Here is a 16,496-nt window from a genome sequence, read left to right as displayed (position 1 = left end):
ATGCTCATCGATCTCAAGGACAAGACGGCGCTGGTCACCGGCTCCACCCAGGGCATCGGCGCCGCGATCGCCACGGGCCTGGCGCGAGCGGGCGCCAGGGTCGGGCTCAACGGCCGCGGCGAGGACTCGACCGCGGCGGCCGCCGCCCGGCTGACCAGCGAGGTGCCCGGCGCCCAGTTCGTCCCGGTGGCCGCGGATCTGTCCACCGAGGAGGGCGCGGCGGCCGCCGTGTCTGCGCTGCCCGAGGTCGACATCCTCGTCAACAACCTGGGCATCTTCGGCTCGCGTCCCGCGCTGGAGATCGACGACGCGGAGTGGCGGCGCTACTTCGAGGTCAACGTCCTGGCCGGGATCAGGCTCACCCGCGCGTACCTGCCGGGCATGATGGCGCGCGGGTTCGGGCGGGTGCAGTTCATCGCGAGCGACTCGGCCGTGGCGATCCCGGCCGAGATGATCCACTACGGCATGACCAAGACCTCGCTGCTGGCCGTCTCCCGCGGCTTCGCCAAGGAGGCGGCGGGGACCGGGGTCACGGTCAACTCCGTGCTGGCCGGGCCGACCCACACGGGCGGGGTCGAGGATTTCGTCTACGAGCTCGTCGACCGCGACCTTCCGTGGGAGGAGGCGCAGCGGGCGTTCATGAGGGAGCACCGGCCGCAGTCGTTGCTGCAGAGGCTGATCGAGCCCGAGGAGATCGCCAACATGGTGGTGTATCTCAGCTCCCCGCAGGCGTCGGCGACGACGGGCGGCGCCCTGCGCGTCGACGGCGGTTATGTGGACTCGATCCTGCCCTAAGTTATTCCTTGACACGAATATTCTCCTCCATGAATAATTAGGCGCATGGAGGAGATCCTCGCCGCCCTGGCCGACCCGGCACGATGGCGGCTCGTCACCCTGCTGGCCGAGCGCCCCCGCCCGGTCGGCGTCCTGGCCCAGCTCGCCGAGGCACGCCAGCCGCAGACCACCAAGCACCTGCAGACCCTCGAACGCGCCGGCATCGTCACCTCCCAGCGCACCGGCCAGCGGCGCATCTACGCGCTGCGCACCCAACCGCTCCGCGACCTGGCCGCCACCCTGGTCCGCCTCGCCGACCAGAGCGGAGCGCTCCACGAGACCTTCGACCGCCACCGCCTGACGGTGGAGGCGGAACGCCTGGCAGCCGGGGAGAGCGGCTGGGCAGACGGGCGGGCCTTCCACTTCTCCCGGTCCCTGAGCGCTCCCCCCGAACTGGTCTGGCGTCACCTCACCGAGACGCCCCTGCTCGCCCGCTGGTGGGCCCCCGACGACCTGCGCATCTCGAATCTCATCTTCCAGGCGCACCCGGGCGGCCGGATCGTCCACGAGTACCGCGACATCGAGGACCTCGACGGCAGCGACGAGGTCGCCGGCCTGGCGGAAGGCACGGTCGACGAAGCCGACCCCGGCCGCCGGCTGGCCTGCCGCCTGTCCCCGCTGCTGCCCGACGGCAGCGCGGCCTTCACCTCACACCTGACCTTCACCCTGCACGCGTCCGAAGCCGGCACGGAGCTGGAGGTCAACTACCGGATCACCGACAGCACCGTCGACTCCGCCGACTTCATCGCCGGCATCGAGACCGGCTTCGGGCAGAGCCTCGACAACCTCACCACCCAGCTCGCCACCTCTGACACAAGGAGCACGTCATGACCAGCCGTACGGTCACCGCCAACCTCAACCTCAGCCTCGACGGCCACTACAACGGGCCGGGCGGCCCCGGCGACTTCTCGGCCTTCATCCCGTACGTCACCTCCGACGTCGCCCGCGACCACATGACCCGCCTGCACGAGAGCGCCACCACCGCCGTGCTCGGCCGCATCAACGCCGAGGGCTTCATGGGCTACTGGTCACCGGTCGCCGTCGACTCCGACGCCGACCCGCGCGACCGCGGCTACGCGCGGTGGCTCGTCGGCTCCGAGAAGGTCGTCCTGTCGACGACTCTGACCGAGGCGCCGTGGGAACGCACCCGCGTCGTCAACGCCCCCGCCGCCGACGTGGTCACCGAGCTGAAGGCCGAGGGCGAGGGCGACATCCTCGTCAACTGCAGCGCGAGCGTCATCAAGCCGCTGCTGGCGGCGGATCTGATCGACCGGCTCTACCTGATGATCTTCCCCGAGATCACGGGCGGCGGTCAGCGCCTGTTCGAGGACGGCCTGCCGTCCACCTCGTGGACCCTCGCCCACCAGGAGGTCGGCAAGCTCGGCGAGATCGCCCTGGTCTACGACCGCAGTCGCTGATCGCAAATATTCGGTCTGTCCCCCGCATGGTGCTCTCTCCGGGGTTGGTGCGCATTGTTACGGTGCTCCGAGCATTTACGATCTTGCTCGGCTCTGGAGACATATGCGCCCGTCCAGATGGATCGCCATCTTCACCGCATGCGCCCTTTCCATCGCAGGTCACGTACCCCTGGCCGATGCGGCCCTGGGCGGGCTGACCGACTTCGAGATCGACGGCAACATGAGCGTCGACGGCTCCCGGCCGGGCGCCGGCGTCGACTGGGACAACGCCGCGACCGCCGTCAAGGGCTCGACACGCAACGACAGCGAGACGTGCACGGGCAAGGACGACGACACGCTGGGCGACAGCAGCCTCAACGACCTGGACGTGCTGCGCCCCGTCGTCTCCCAGGGCGACAACGTGCCGGGCAAGACCGACCTGTGCAACGCCTACGCCGCCTGGGAGGCGGTCCAGGTGGGCGACGAGCTGCACTACATCCTGTACAGCGCGTGGCGCAGGAACCCCGGCGAGCCCGGGCAGGTGAGCTTCTACATCCCGATCGTCCCGGCGAGCGCCACGAGCAACGCCGACGTGCGCCTGATCCGCTTCGACTACGAGTCGAACACCGGCGCGACCACCGCCTACGTGCGCTCCTACACCGGGAGCGGATGGAACCAGGTGCCGCAGACGGCCGGGTTCCAGGCGGCGGTCTCGTCCCCGTCGCCGGCCTCCTTCGGCGAGTTCGCCCTCGATCTCACCGAGGCGGGGATCATCACGGAGGAGACTCCCTGCCAGCGTTTCGCCGCCAGTTACGCCTTCACCCAGACGGGCAACAGCGACAGCGCGAAACTGAAGGACTACGTCGGCTTCCGTCCCAGCATGGTCATCAACACCTGCTCGATGGTGCGGGTCACGAAGCAGACCTCGCCGGAGTCGCCGGACCCGGCCGCCGCCTTCGACGTGACGCTGGCGGAGTCGTCGGGAGCGGCGTCATACAGCGCGACCCTGACAGTCCCCGGGAGTCCCTCCACCACCTTCAACGAGGTGCTGGCCGCCCCCGACTACACGCTGACCGAGTCGGGCCCGCCCGCCCCGTGGTCGTTGCGGTCGATCGTGTGCCAGGCCTACACGCTGACGTCGACCACGCCGGCCACCATCACCCTCGTGAGCGACGGAGTGCCGACGGGCGACAAGCTGCCCGTCGTGCCCCCGGCGTACGCACCCGGCTCGCAGCCCTCGGCCACCTGCACGATCACGAACCGCGCGCCGTCGCTGACGCTGATCAAGGAGGTCGACAGCACCGCCAGGCCTAACCCGCCCGCCACCCCTGACATGTGGCTCCTCAACGCGAGCGGCCCGCAGAACGTGCAGGTCAAGGGCTCGAAGGACGGCGTCACCACCGTGGTGAGGCCGGGCACCTACACACTCTCGGAGCAGCAGGACCCCGCCAACCCGCCGCCCGTCTCCTACCTCGACGGCACCACCTGGGACTGCGGGAGCGGCCCCACCACGACCGTGGTGATCACCGCGACGAGCAGCACCGTCTGCCGCATCGTCAACACGGCCTCCCCTGCCGAGCTCACCCTGGTCAAGGTCGTCGACAGCACGGGAGACCCCAGCACCCCGCCGGCCGCCTCCGACTTCGAGCTGACCGCCACGTTCCAGTCGGGCGAGGCGAGCGACCCGGGCGTGATGGACGGCGGCGGCGCCGTGTCGGGCACGACCGGCACACCGGCCGTGACCGACCGGAAGGTCAAGCGAGGCGTGTACGGCCTGGCCGAGACCACGGTGCCCGGCTACCGGGCCACCTGGCGGTGCGTGGACGGCAACGGCACGGTGCTGTCCACCGCTCCGCAGGTCTCGATCCCCACCGTGGACGAGGGCGACAGGGCCAACACTCTCAGGACGATCGACGTGACCTGCACGGTCACGAACACCTTCACCCAGGCCAAGATCGAGATCAGCGGCCCCGCGGTGAACGCCGTGGGCGAGCCGCACGACTTCGTCGTCACCGTGACCCAGGTGGGCGCGGGCGGGACGGAGGAGCCGGTCGTGGGCATCGTCCCCGACCTGGCGATCGTCCCGCAGGGCGACCTCGACGACTACACCGTGGACAACGGCTGCCTGGCGGGCACCGACGCCAACGGCCAGTGCACCGTGACCGTCACGGCCACGGAGGCCGGCGTGATCGTGATCGAGGGTCGCGGCCTGCCCGACCCGTTCAACGTCACCTTCACGCCGCCGACCACCTCGCAGAAGCGCTTCCGCGCCTACCGGGTCGACGGCGAGGCCTCCGGCGTCAACCTGGCCGGCCAGGACCACACCTTCACGCTGTCCGGCATCCAGTTCGCCGCGACCGACGCCGGCGGCAACCCCTCCGGCCAGGGCCCGCTGCAGGCCGGGTCGGTCATCCGCTTCACCTGGGACGGCCCGGGAGAGGCGACGGGCACGGGGGTGACCTCGCTCGGCGGGCAGGCCTACCAGTGCGTGGTCGACGACACCGGCACCTGCCAGGCGACGGTCACCTCGGCGGTCGCCGACGAGGGCACGCTCACGGTCACCGGGATCTCCGTCTTCCTCGACAGGGGCGAGGGTGTCACGACCGAATCGCGCATCGAGTACGGCCAGCCGGCCCTCGTGGGGTCCGCCCCGGTCCTGACCAAGACCTGGGTCTCCTTCGACGTCTCCGTCGACCGCCCCAACGCGGTCAACCTGATCCGCCGGGAGCACACCTTCACCTTCACCGTGACGCAGAAGGTCGGCTCGGCGGCGGCGCAGCCGGTCAGGGGCGGCACGCTGACCTACGACTGGGTGCCCACCTCCGACGACCTGACCATCGACCCGGCTGGCTCCTGCTCGCTCGGCTCGGCGGGTACCTGCGACGTCGTGGTCAGGTCCAGCACGCTCGGCACCGGCCGGATCACGGTCACCGGCCTGCGCGACGTCCCCGTGTCGGACGGCGTCACGTTGTCGGTCGCCACGACGGACGCCTGGGCCTCCTCGTCGCTGACCGTACCTCCGTCACCGCCCACCAAGACGTGGGTCGGCTTCACGGTCGCCCTGCTGCCGCAGAGCGCGAACAACCTCGTCGGCGAACGGCACGTCATCACCGTCCGCGTCACCGGATTCGGCGGCCCGGCGGGCCCGGCGCCCGGTCCCGCCCCAGTGAGCGGCGCGAGGGTCGAGGCCAGGGTGGTCTCCGGCTCCGCGACCTTCGACGAGGCCGCCAGCACGTGCTCGACGGGCACGAGCGAGCTCGGCGACTGCACGCTCGTCTACGTGCGCCAGTCGCCCGGCAAGCTCACCATCGAGCTCGAGCGGCTGCACGATCTCCGCATCGCGGGCACGAACTTCGGGACCGTCCCGATCTTCGATCCCGACCACCCCGACGGCGCGCCCGGCATGGTCTTCGATCTGGAGCCAGCCGACGTGCAGGCAGCCAAGACCTGGTGGGACGTCCGCGTACGGCTCAGCCCCGACGCCGTCAACGACGTCGGCGACCCGCACGTGTTCACGGCCACTGTGGAGCGCACGGCGGACGGGAGCACCTGGGAGCCCGTACCCGACGATGCCACCTTGACCTCGACCTGGGAGCCTTCGCCCGCGGGCTCCAGCAGCGTCGTCAGCGACACCTGCGCCTCGCCCGGCACGCGGGACGGCGTCTGCCGGATCACGGTGACGTCCGCGGTGGCCTCGACCGGCGTGCTGACCGTGACCGGGGTGACGCTCTACGTCGACCGCGACGGCAACGGGGTCATCGGGGACGACGTCAACGGCGACGGAACCATCACCTCCGACGAGTACGGCGACGAGCTGGCCGAGGTGTCGGACCTGGCTCCCGTGTCGGCCACGAAGCGCTGGCAGCCGGGCGGGGAGCCCACGCCCACACCGACGCCGAAGCCGACGCCGCCCGCACCGCGGCCGCAGCCGCCCGTCGTGATCGTCCCGGCGGCTGACGACGAGGTGCTGCTGCCGTACACCGGCATGCCGTCGTGGCCGGCCTGGCTCGGGGCGTTCCTGGTGCTGCTTGGTGGCCTTGCCGTACGGCTCAGCCGGCCGAGGCGCCGTTGAGCACCACCCTTTGACGCAACCATCTGATTGCTATACATTGGATAGCAATCAGATGGTTGCAATAGGAGGCGGACATGGCTTTCCCCGACCGGATCGAGCGCACCATCCAGCTGCCCCACCCGCCCGAGCGGGTCTGGGCGGCACTGACCACCGCCGAGGGCCTGGGCACCTGGTTCGGCAACCGCGCCGAGATCGACCTGCGCGTCGGCGGCCAGGCCACCCTCGCCTGGGACAGCGGCGACACCGCCACGCTCACCATCCAGCGCGTCGAGGCCCCCCGCGTCTTCGCCTACACCTGGCCGATCTACGGCCTGCCAGAAGACGACCCGCGACGCACCTACGTCGAGTTCACCCTGGAGGCCACGGGCGGCGGCACCACGCTGACCATGGTCGAGACCGGATTCGCCCAGGTGCCCGACACCGACGAGCACCAGACCGCCTACTCCGGCAACACCAAGGGCTGGACCAGCGAGCTGGGCGAGCTGGTGGCATACCTCGATGCACGAGCCTGACCCGGAGACCGTGGCGCAGGAGGTCTTCGCCACACTGGCCGATCCGACCCGCCGGGCCATCCTCGCCGCGCTCTCCGCCGGCGGCCCGGCCACGGCGACGGATCTGGCCGCACAACTGCCGATCACCCGGCAGGCCGTCACCAAACACCTCACCCTGCTCGCAGAGGCGGGACTGGTGGTGGCCGAGCCGGGCGAACGACGCCGGATCCGCTACCGGCTGGACTCCGGACCCATGAAGGTCGCCCAGCAGTTCCTCGCCGCGCTCGCCCGCGACTGGGACAGCCCGCTGGCCGCCCTCCAAGACCGATTGGGGTGAGAGATCGTGAACAACCTGCCCGACGTGGTGACACGTGAGGAATGGCTCGCCGCCCGCAAGAAGCTGCTGGCGAAGGAGAAAGAGCTGACCCGGACCCGCGACGCGCTCAACGCCGAACGCCGCCGGCTGCCCATGGTCCGCGTCGCCAAGCCGTACACCTTCGAAGGACCCGACGGGACCGTGAGCCTGCTCGACCTGTTCGAAGGCCGGCCCCAGCTGGTCGTGCACCACTTCATGTTCGCCCCCGACTGGGACGCCGCCTGCTCCAGCTGCTCCTCCGCCGCCGACGGCATCGGCGGGCTGCGGCAGCTGCACGCGCGCAACACCACACTCGCGGCCGTGTCGCGGGCGCCGTACCCGAAGCTCGCCGCGTTCAAGGAGCGCATGGGGTGGAGCTTCCCGTGGTACTCGTCGTACGGCGGAGCCTTCAACTACGACTTCCACGCCACCCTCGACGACCGGGTCGAGCCCGTCCTCCTGCACCTTCGCACCAAGGAGGAACTGGGCGACGAGTGGACCGAGGACATGCGGGGATCGGAATGGCCCGGCATCAGCGCCTTCGTGCGCGACGGCGACGAGGTCTTCCACACCTACTCCACCTACGGACGCGGCATCGAGGAGTTCCACAACGGCTACCCGTACCTCGACCTGACCGTGTTCGGCCGCCAGGAGGAGTGGGAGGAGCCCAAGGGACGCGCGGTGCCGCTGGGGCGCCAGGTCGGCGGGCCCGGGATGCGGCTGCCCGACGAGTACGCGTAAATTCGTTGGCTTCGACGAGAGCGGCGTGGTTACCGTGCGCCCCATGGCAGAGATTCACGGCACGTACGACCCGCGCTTCTCCAAGGTGGCCGAGGCGCTCGCCGACTCGCTGGACGGCGACGACGTCGGCGCCTCCGCCGCGGTCCATGTCGGCGACGAGCCGGTGGTCGACATCTGGGGCGGACACCTCGACGAGGCCCGCTCCTTACCCTGGCAGCGCGACACGATCACCAGCGTCTGGTCCACCACCAAGACCATGACCGCCCTCTGCGCGCTCATCCTGGCCGACCGCGGCGACCTGGACCTCGACGCGCCCGTCGCCCGCTACTGGCCCGAGTTCGCGGCCGCGGGCAAGCACGACGTGCGGGTCCGCCACCTCCTCGGCCACACCGCCGGCCTGCCCGACTGGGACGAGCCGACCACGCTCGCCGACATGTACGCCTGGTCTCCGGCCACCTCACGCCTGGCCGCCCAGACCCCCCGGTGGCAGCCGGGCACGGCGGCGGGCTACCACTCCCTCACCTACGGCTTCCTCATCGGCGAGGTCGTCCGCCGCCTCACCGGCCGCAGCCTCGGCACCTTCTTCGCCGAGGAGGTGGCAGGACCCCTGGGCGCCGACTTCCACATCGGGGTGCCCGCCGAACACGACCACCGCGTCGCTCCCCTGCTCGCCGCACCCGACGGCGACAGGCCGGAAGGCTTCGCCCTCGGCGTGTCCGACGCCAACACCGCCGACTGGCGTCGCGCCGGCAATCCCACCGTCGGCGGCTTCGGCAACGCCCGCTCGGTCGGCGCCGTCCAGTCCGTCCTGGCCTCCGGCGGCACCTACCGCGGCGTACGGCTGCTGTCGGCGGCCGGCTGCGAACGCGTCCTCGAAGAACAGTTCAACGGCGAGGACCGCCTCCTGGGCACCCCGATCCGGTGGGGCCTGGGCTACCGGCTGGAGGGCCGCACGTGCTCGTGGGGCGGCTGGGGAGGGTCGCTGGTCCTGGTCGACCTCGACCTGCGCATGACGGTGTCGTACGTCATGAACCAGATCCTGTGGGAGGACGGCTACTCCCGGGCCCTCGCGATCGTCCTGGCCGCCTACGACGGCGTCGCGGCCGGCAGCCAGCACAGACAGAACGGGTGACCGGCGGGATCGGCGTACACCTGCACCCCGTACGTCGCGCCGCGGTCCTCGGCCGCCTTGAGCAGGCGACCGCCCAGCGCGATCACCTGCTCGTGCGCGGCGTCGAAGTCGTCGACGTAGAAGTCGAGGTGGATCTGCTGGGAGGCGCCGCCCGGCCAGTCGGGCGGGACGTGGTCGGGGGCGAGCTGCACGCCCAGCTGCCAGGTGCCGTCGACCCAGACGTTGTGCCACCGCTCACCCGGCTCGACGGTGCCGCCCAGCAGGCCGGCCCAGAAGGCACTCACGGCGTGGATGTCGGCCGCGTCCAGGACGATCATTCGGTGCCTGATCTTCATGGGGGTCCATCCGTGGGGGTTCGGCGGAGACGGCTACCGGTCTGTACGGTAGCGCTCGTGGCCTGTCCGGGCCCAGCCGCCCTGGGCTGCGGATGGAGCGGGGTCGCGCGTTCTGGTTCCTCGGCCTGAGCGACGGGCCGATCCTCCACCTGCCTCGCCGCGTGTGTCGACCGGTTCATCGCGGACAAGATCCTCGCTATGAGATCATCAACAGCATGACGACAAACAGAAAGGGCCATGCCGCGTAGGCGCCCTTCGATGGTCCGCCCGCGACGGATGCGCTGCGGAACCCACCGACCCTCGATCCACCAGGTCCCCGGCCTCCCGGCCCGCCCCATGGCCGCGGTCACGGCCCTCGAACACACGACCCTTCGGCCAGGTGACGTAGCGGCGGCCCTCGCGGCCTGGACTCAGGACGTCATTCCCGGCACCAGCACCCAGATGCTACGGACGTGCTCGTGCGGTGGATGCTCCTGGGAGATCGACCCGCGGGGGGACCTGGAGCGGATACTCACCTCGCTCCCCGATTGGGCCACGCCCTACCTCTACGGCCTGGTGCTTCCTGTCGACAGGAGGTTCGTCGCGAGGACCACACCCGATCCGCTCGCCTCCCCCGACTGGCCCTGGTGGCGGCAGCGGCGGCGGCCTTACTTCGGAGATTGAGATCGCGGAACGCCGACCTCGTTGCGGGCTGCTGCTGCCGGTCAGGAGTGTCATCAACCGCGTCCCGCTACAGTCGCAGCGTGGCTCGCGATCTTTCCGCTCTCGATCGTCTGACGGCTCTGGTCCCACCGCCGGATGCACCGCTGTTCGGCACCCGCCCCTGGGATGAGATCTTCACCGAGCTCGGGTTGGTGCTTCCGAGCGATTTCGTCGCCTTCGCCGAACGGTATGGGAGTTCCGGTTTCGCCCGGTGGCTGGCGATCTCGGACCCTCGAGGGTGGAGTCCAGAAGTAATCGCCGGCGTTCCGGAATGGATGGACTTCTAGCGGGGCCTCAGAGAGGACTGGCCCGAGGAGTACACGCTTGCCATGTGGCCTGAGCCAGGCGGCTTCTTCCTCTGGGGGTCCACCATTGACGGCGATCACCTCGGATGGATGACCTCGGGCGTTCCGGAACAGTGGCCGGTGATGCTCATCAAGCACGAGGCCGAGAACGGTGAACTGCATGCGGAGACCATGACCGAGTGGCTGGCCGGGTGGGCTGCCGGAGCTCGGTTCGACGGCAGCGGCTTCGCGCGCGGGGAGGCGGGCCATCCATTGGTGTGCGAGCGGCTTGAATAGGGTTCAGGTGCGCAGGTCTGGTGTGGTCCGTCCGCTGCGTCGTCCCTGTCGTCGACGTCCATGGTCATCGCACTCCGTTCGTCCGGAGCCAGGAACGTCCCGTACGGCACAGCGGACCTGGCCGAGCACCAGCGGCACCGTACTCCGTATGCTCGCGGCCTGGGGCCGCTTCCGGCGGGCGTACAGGCAGCCGAACTCAGCCGGCTCGATTGATCGAAGAACGGGACATCACCATGAGCGCCATCAGCACCGAGCGGCTGGACCTGCTGCCGCTTCTCGTCGAGCACGCCGAGGAGATGGCCGCGGTGTTGTCGGATCCCGCCCTGCACACCTTCATCGGCGGCGAGCCGTACAGTCCGCAAGCTCTGCGCGAGCGCTACCAGCGCCTGGTCACGGGCTCCCCCGACCCGGAGATCTCCTGGTTGAACTGGGTGATCAGGTTGCGGGAGGAGTCCTGCCTGACGGGGACGGTTCAGGCGACCGTGGGCCCTGGGCCGGTCGCCGAGATCTCGTGGGTCGTGGGGACTCCCTGGCAGGGGCGCGGCATCGCCGCGGAGGCGGCACGCGGGCTCGTGGCGTGGCTCAGCCTGCAGCAGGTGCGCACCGTTGTCGCGCACATCCACCCCGACCATCGGGCGTCGGCGGCCGTGGCCACTGCCGCGGGGCTCAGCCCCACGGGTGAATGGCACGACGGGGAGCTTCGGTGGAGCGTCGACATGGGCTGACCCAGAGGCGGTGGTCTTTCGGCGCCCCGGTCTGAATGCCAGCAGTGACCATACAGCTGTGCACGGCCATCGGCGAAGATCCCTGTCCGGCCTCGGCATGCGGCCAGGTGATCACGCGGTCCGGGGTCGAGCTTGTCGCGGGACCCCGGACCGGTGAAATCCGCCTCTCCGGTCCGCCTGCTCCTGTGCGGAGGACGCGGCACCATCACGCGGCGTCGAGCGCTGCGACGATCTTGCCCGCCATCGCGGCGACCGAGGGGTTGGACACGCCCCGGCTCGCGGCCTCGATGGCCACGAGGACGGCGCCGCGGAAGTTGCCCGCCTCAGCGGGGTTCTGCCTGCCGAGCAGGTCCATGGTCGCGCTCAGAGCGGGCAGCACCTGGTCAGCGAGGTGGGCGACCGCCTTGCCGTACAGGTGGATGTCGTTGCTCCTGGCCGCCAGCACGTGGCCGACCGGGCCAGTGGCGGCGGTCAGGGCGAGGGTCCCGGCGGTGGCCATCTTGTGCGGCGACCCGGCAGCACCGGCGGCGGCCACCAGGGCGACGGCGCCGTAGGCGGCGGTGCGGAGGGTGGACTTGTCCTGGGTGGTGAGGGAGAGGGTCATGGTGGTGAACTCCGTGGTGTGTGGGACGGTTTCGATGGGTTGACTTTCTCGGGCCGTGCTGACGCGAACCGGTCGCCGTACTGACATGGCGGCCGCGGCGGGTGTCAGCCCTGGGTCGCCGATGAGATTCGCCTCGCCCCGCAGTCAGTCGTCGGTGACGGACGGTTTCGATTCACGAGGAGCAGCAGATGGTGATCGTCGCAGGGCACATCGTTGTCGAACCGCAGGAGCGTGAGGCTTATCTGATGGGGTGCGCCGAGGTCGTCGAGCAGGCTCGTCGTGCGCCCGGGTGCCTTGATTTCTCCATCGCCGCGGACCTGGTGGACGCCGGGCGGGTCAACGTCTTCGAGCGGTGGGAGTCGCAGGCTGCGGTGGAGGCGTTCCGTGGCGAAGGGCCCAGCGATGAGCAGGGGGCCGCGATGCTGGGTGCCGAGGTTGCGGAGTATGACGTCGCGGATGTGCGGTCGCTGACCTGAGGCGCTCGTTCAGCGACGGCGGGCGCGCGACTCGCCTTACCTAATCGTGGCGTCCCCTAACTGCCACCTTTACCCATATCGCCGCAATATGGAGGTGTCCCCCCGGATTCGTCCGAGAGTCGCAGGGGGGACGCCACTACTCCGATTGTGGATGTGAGCGTCTCCCGGATCAGTGAGAGGACGTCCACATGAACGGCTACCCTCTTCTCGACCTCTTCTGGACCATGTTCGTCTTCTTCATGTGGGTCCTCTGGTTCATGCTGCTCTTCCGCATCATCGGGGACCTCTTCCGCGACGACACCGTCAGCGGGTGGGGCAAGACCGGCTGGGTCCTCCTTCTCATCCTGCTGCCCTTCATCGGCGTCCTCATCTACCTGATCGCGCGCGGCAAGGGCATGGGCGAGCGGGAGATGAACAGGTTGCATGCCAACGAGCAGGCGTTCCGCGCCTACGTCCGCGAGACCGCCGATTCGGGCACCGCCGACGACCTGGTCAAGCTCGCCGAGCTGAAGCGGCAGGGCGACATCACCGCCGAGGAGTACGAGCAGGTCAAGGCCAAGATCCTTGCCGGGACCTGACCATGTCCAGGGCGTATCCGGCCGGAGCCTCTCGGTCCGGCCGGTCCACTCGCTCGTCGCTTGGGGTCCGAACGCCCGGCTCGCGGAGGCCATCACGAACGGCGACGGCTTCGGCGTCGCCGTTCGTACGGCGAGCGTCCTGTCTTCCAGAGCGCCGAGCGGCGTCCAGTGACCGGGATCCGCGTGAGGCGGCACGGCAGGTGCGCATGCGCCAGCCGTGCGCCCGCCGTGTCCCGGGCCGCGACATTCGCCGCGCATGCAGACGACGGTGAGCGCCGACGGCAAATCCGCCGGAGCAGGGACGGCGAGGGCTCTGGGCTCCGTCCGTCGTAGACACCGCCCGGCTCTGGAGACCCTGCGGGAACTGAGGACGTGGAGGCACCTCGGGGTCCGGACCACTCAGCGACCTCGCGGGGGTGTGGAAGAGGCCCCCTGAGCCGATCCACGCCAACGCAGTCCGCCTCCATCGGTACTTCCCGTCGGGGAGATGGCGAAAGCGGGGTTCGAGATGAGCTCAGCAACGAAGACGATGAACGTACGGCAAGCGGCGTTCATCGGCGTGGGAGCCATGGTGGGGGCCGGGATCTTCGCCCTGCTGGGCGCCGCCGGAGAGGTGGCGGGGTCCGCCGTCTGGATCTCCTTTCTGCTCGCCGGAGCGATCGCCGCGCTTCAGGGCTACTCCTTCGCCAAACTCGGCGCGCGCTACCCCTCGGCGGGCGGCCTGCTGGAGTACGTGGCGAAGGGCATGGGCAACGGCCACGTCACCGGAATCACCGCCTGGCTGATCTACGTGGCGAACGGCATCGTGACGGCCATGGTGGCGGTCTCGTTCGGGAACTACGCCAGCTCCGCGTTCGCGGGAGAGAGCAAGGGCTGGGCGACGGCGTTCGCGGCGCTGATCATCATCGTGATGACCCTCGTCAACATCGTCGGCTCCCGGCTGGTGGTGAAGGCGCAGACCGTCATCGTCTACGTCGTCCTGGCGATTCTCGTCGTGTTCGCGGTGGTCACCATCGCGAGCGGGAGCTTCTCGCTGCTGGCGCCGTCGGGGTATCCGTCGGTGCGCGACATCGTCTCCAGCGTCGCACTCACCTTCTTCGCCTTCCTGGGTTTCGGCATCATCACGTTCACCGCCAAGGACTTGCCGAACCCGTCCCGGCAGCTTCCCCGGGCGATGTTCCTGGCACTGGGCGTCGCCACCTTGATCTACGTGGCGATCGCCATCGGCGTCTTCAGCACCCTGACCGTCGACGAGGTCATCGCCTCCGGCGGGACGGCCCTCGCGGTGGCCGCCGAACCGACGCTCGGCGCCGCGGGGTACTGGCTGATGACGGTGACCGCACTGTTCTCCACCGCCGGCGCGACGAACGCCGGCCTGTACCCGGCGGTCGGCCTGTCCGAACGCCTGGCGGAGACCCAGCAGTTCCCACCGGTCATGGCCCACAAGCTAGGCGGCCGCGCCTCAGTCGGACTGCTGGTCGCGGCCGCCGTGTGCCTGGTCCTCGCGCTGTTCTTCAACCTGGACGCCATCGCCTCGATCGGCAGCGCCGTCGCTCTGCTGATCTTCACGTTCATCACGGTCGCCCACTTCCGTGTCCGGCACGAGACGGGCGCGAGCCCGCTGATCCTCAGCCTCGCGGTGGGATCGGCGGGGCTGGTCCTGCTCACCTTCATCTTCACCACGCTCATTCACGAGCCCGCCGCGATCGTGGCGATCGTGGTCATCCTCGTCATCAGCATCGCCCTGGACTACGGCTGGAAGCGACGCCACCTACGCGTCGCAGGCTCCTGGGTCAGACCACACACCTGAGGGCAGGGTAGGAGCAACGAGAGCCCGGCCTCAGGGTCACCCCCTGACTGGGCTTTCCGCATGAGAGCGCGTGACGAGAATCGAACCCGCGGTGTCGGCTTGGGAACTGCAGTGATCCCGGCTCGTCAGGGCACTGAGCTGCGCGGGAAACCGATCCCGCGCGACTCGTGAATCCCTCTCGTCCAATAGCACGATGATCAGCTCGCGACCTGGTGGTACTCGCGCAATGCGCGCCCCCGCCCGCCTGATCATCAGGGTTCCACCCCAGCTACTTGCGAAGCTCAGGCTCTGCGTGGACATCATCCCGGAGCCGGAGTGCCCCTGCCGGAAGCGTCTCCTCCCAGGCGGCCCTGAGTAGTTCGTACTCCACTGCCTCCTGCTTTGAGCCGTCGATGGAGAACGTGCGCACGTACTGGAGCCCTGCCTTCTCCATCACCCGTCGCGATCCGATGTTGGCTGCCAGGGTCTCCGCGTATACCCGTCGGGCTCCCAGCTCGGTGAAAGCTTTCGTGATCAGGGCAACCGATCCTTCGGTGGCATAGCCCTTCCCCCAAGCGATCTTGCGCAACCGGTAACCCAACTCCGGTTCATCCTCGGGCTCACCATGCTTGGCACGCAGGAGGAACCAGCCCAGGAAGTCCCCGGTCGATTTCTCGATCGCGGCGAAGAACCCTTGGTCGCCGGTGTAGCTCAGGATGCGGGGGAGGATCTCTCCGACGATCTTTTCTCGTGATGTCGGCACGCCTCCGCTCAGGTGGCGCATGACCTCGGGATCGCTGTCCAGCTCCACCAGATTGTCAGCGTCGTCTTCGGTGATGCGGCGCAGCAACAACCGGTCGGTCTCTACGTGATTTAGCACCGCGTCAGCCTATCCGTGTGCCTCACGCTTCTTACCTGCGGATACTGGATAGAAGACGCCTATGTGTTGGTCTCGCGGCCAAAGACCCGGGAACAGGAGGGGTGGGCCAGTGAGTAAGCCCCTGCCATTCTCTGTGGGTCTCGGGACCAATCCGCGGCTTGGCTGGCCTGCGGGCCGCGTGGCGCACGGAGCGCCGCCCTTGATCCTCCTCGCGACTTTCGGCAGTCTGAGGTGGGGCGAACTGGCGGCCCTTAGACAGCACAACCTCGACCTCGACGCGCGAACCGTCCGGATCGAGAACTCGGTCTCCGAGATGAAGACCGGCGAACTGGTCACCCAACGCCCCAGAACGGATGCTGAGTACGCGCCGTCCCTCTGTCAGAGGTCATCATGGGCCCTCACGCCGGTCGACTGAAGCCACGAGATCAACCGTTCTGGCGCGACAGCGAAATCGAGCCTCGACAAGATCAAAGTCCAGGCTCGACAACCTCACCCGACCTGGGCTTTCATGATGAGAGCGGGTGACGGGAATCGAACCCGCGCTGTCGGCTTGGGAACCGGCTGCTGATCTTTCCGTGCTCACCTGGGAGAACGGGGGTGCGGGTCGACACGGGTCGCTTGCCCATGGGTGACCGTGAGAGACCGCGACTGTCCAACTGTTCTGGCACGAATCTGGCACGCGATCAAGGTTTTCCGCGTCGCGGGATTGTGGTCTTGCCCCGGTTTGATGGACACCTGATCTCTGAGGGACCCTGGTTCCCAGAAGAAGGAGTTCACTGTGCCGAACAACTATCCGCCGGAGTT

Annotated in this window: 18 protein-coding genes; 15 read left to right on the top strand and 3 right to left on the bottom strand. The window is 69.1% G+C overall.

The genetic code is table 11. The annotated features are described in order from the left end of the window. The 8 genes from HNR30_RS41435 to HNR30_RS41400 all read left to right on the top strand — a co-directional run bounded on the left by HNR30_RS41435 (position 1) and on the right by HNR30_RS41400 (position 9,022). The gene (locus HNR30_RS41435; protein WP_181615693.1) at positions 1 to 795 is read left to right on the top strand and encodes an SDR family NAD(P)-dependent oxidoreductase; all 795 of its coding nucleotides are present in this window, start codon (positions 1 to 3) and stop codon (positions 793 to 795) included. Between the two features lie 45 nt (positions 796 to 840). Further along, complete coding sequence (locus HNR30_RS41430) at positions 841 to 1,665, top strand: metalloregulator ArsR/SmtB family transcription factor (protein WP_181615692.1); 825 nt, start codon at positions 841 to 843, stop codon at positions 1,663 to 1,665. After that, positions 1,662 to 2,252, top strand: coding sequence for a dihydrofolate reductase family protein (locus HNR30_RS41425; protein ID WP_181615691.1), 591 nt, complete (start codon positions 1,662 to 1,664; stop codon positions 2,250 to 2,252). Before HNR30_RS41430 ends, HNR30_RS41425 begins: the two co-directional genes overlap by 4 nt. Before the next feature lie 103 nt (positions 2,253 to 2,355). Then, entirely contained in the window at positions 2,356 to 6,303 is a 3,948-nt protein-coding gene (locus HNR30_RS41420; RefSeq protein ID WP_181615690.1) for a prealbumin-like fold domain-containing protein, read from the top strand. Positions 6,304 to 6,377: 74 nt separating this feature from the next. Further along, on the top strand, positions 6,378 to 6,815 hold the full coding sequence (locus tag HNR30_RS41415; RefSeq protein WP_181615689.1) for an SRPBCC domain-containing protein: 438 nt from the start codon (positions 6,378 to 6,380) through the stop codon (positions 6,813 to 6,815). Further along, complete coding sequence (locus tag HNR30_RS41410; protein ID WP_181615688.1) at positions 6,802 to 7,131, top strand: ArsR/SmtB family transcription factor; 330 nt, start codon at positions 6,802 to 6,804, stop codon at positions 7,129 to 7,131. The genes HNR30_RS41415 and HNR30_RS41410 overlap by 14 nt, the downstream gene beginning before the upstream one ends. Before the next feature lie 6 nt (positions 7,132 to 7,137). Then, the gene (locus HNR30_RS41405) at positions 7,138 to 7,890 is read left to right on the top strand and encodes a DUF899 domain-containing protein (protein WP_312895018.1); all 753 of its coding nucleotides are present in this window, start codon (positions 7,138 to 7,140) and stop codon (positions 7,888 to 7,890) included. 43 nt (positions 7,891 to 7,933) lie between these two features. Then, positions 7,934 to 9,022: a serine hydrolase domain-containing protein gene (locus HNR30_RS41400; protein WP_181615687.1), complete on the top strand. Its 1,089-nt coding sequence runs from the start codon at positions 7,934 to 7,936 to the stop codon at positions 9,020 to 9,022. On the opposite strand, the gene HNR30_RS41395 is transcribed toward HNR30_RS41400, so the two are convergent. Then, on the bottom strand, positions 8,977 to 9,357 hold the full coding sequence (locus tag HNR30_RS41395; protein WP_181615686.1) for a VOC family protein: 381 nt from the start codon (positions 9,355 to 9,357) through the stop codon (positions 8,977 to 8,979). The genes HNR30_RS41400 and HNR30_RS41395 overlap by 46 nt on opposite strands. 743 nt (positions 9,358 to 10,100) lie before the next feature. On the opposite strand from HNR30_RS41395, the gene HNR30_RS41390 reads away from it, so the two are divergent. The 3 genes from HNR30_RS41390 (at position 10,101) to HNR30_RS41380 (ending at position 11,365) form a co-directional block, all read left to right on the top strand. Next, a complete protein-coding gene (locus tag HNR30_RS41390; protein WP_181615685.1) occupies positions 10,101 to 10,346 on the top strand; it encodes a hypothetical protein in 246 nt (81 codons plus the stop codon). Positions 10,347 to 10,454: 108 nt separating this feature from the next. After that, positions 10,455 to 10,640, top strand: coding sequence for a hypothetical protein (locus HNR30_RS41385; RefSeq protein ID WP_181615684.1), 186 nt, complete (start codon positions 10,455 to 10,457; stop codon positions 10,638 to 10,640). Between the two features lie 233 nt (positions 10,641 to 10,873). Continuing rightward, positions 10,874 to 11,365 carry a GNAT family N-acetyltransferase gene (locus HNR30_RS41380; RefSeq protein WP_181615683.1) on the top strand — a complete coding sequence of 164 codons (492 nt, stop codon included), beginning with the start codon at positions 10,874 to 10,876 and terminating at the stop codon, positions 11,363 to 11,365. 205 nt (positions 11,366 to 11,570) lie between these two features. Here the strand turns inward: HNR30_RS41380 and HNR30_RS41375 are convergent, their stop codons facing one another. Then, positions 11,571 to 11,969: a hypothetical protein gene (locus tag HNR30_RS41375; protein WP_181615682.1), complete on the bottom strand. Its 399-nt coding sequence runs from the start codon at positions 11,967 to 11,969 to the stop codon at positions 11,571 to 11,573. A 188-nt stretch (positions 11,970 to 12,157) separates the two neighbouring features. Here HNR30_RS41375 and HNR30_RS41370 point away from each other — a divergent pair, with 188 nt between their 5' ends. The 3 genes from HNR30_RS41370 (at position 12,158) to HNR30_RS41360 (ending at position 14,833) form a co-directional block, all read left to right on the top strand. After that, complete coding sequence (locus HNR30_RS41370) at positions 12,158 to 12,445, top strand: putative quinol monooxygenase (RefSeq protein ID WP_181615681.1); 288 nt, start codon at positions 12,158 to 12,160, stop codon at positions 12,443 to 12,445. Between the two features lie 188 nt (positions 12,446 to 12,633). Next, a complete protein-coding gene (locus tag HNR30_RS41365) occupies positions 12,634 to 13,023 on the top strand; it encodes an SHOCT domain-containing protein (protein ID WP_181615680.1) in 390 nt (129 codons plus the stop codon). Between the two features lie 508 nt (positions 13,024 to 13,531). Further along, entirely contained in the window at positions 13,532 to 14,833 is a 1,302-nt protein-coding gene (locus HNR30_RS41360) for an APC family permease (RefSeq protein WP_181615679.1), read from the top strand. 268 nt (positions 14,834 to 15,101) lie between these two features. Here the strand turns inward: HNR30_RS41360 and HNR30_RS41355 are convergent, their stop codons facing one another. Continuing rightward, positions 15,102 to 15,692: a GNAT family N-acetyltransferase gene (locus HNR30_RS41355; RefSeq protein ID WP_181615678.1), complete on the bottom strand. Its 591-nt coding sequence runs from the start codon at positions 15,690 to 15,692 to the stop codon at positions 15,102 to 15,104. A gap of 199 nt (positions 15,693 to 15,891) precedes the next feature. On the opposite strand from HNR30_RS41355, the gene HNR30_RS41350 reads away from it, so the two are divergent. Further along, on the top strand, positions 15,892 to 16,107 hold the full coding sequence (locus HNR30_RS41350; RefSeq protein ID WP_181615677.1) for a site-specific integrase: 216 nt from the start codon (positions 15,892 to 15,894) through the stop codon (positions 16,105 to 16,107). Positions 16,108 to 16,496 lie beyond the last annotated feature (389 nt).

Origin of the sequence: Nonomuraea soli (assembly GCF_013761175.1) — a bacterium.
GTDB classification, from domain to species: Bacteria; Actinomycetota; Actinomycetes; order Streptosporangiales; family Streptosporangiaceae; genus Nonomuraea; species Nonomuraea soli.
This window is presented reverse-complemented; position numbering and strand designations above follow the sequence as displayed.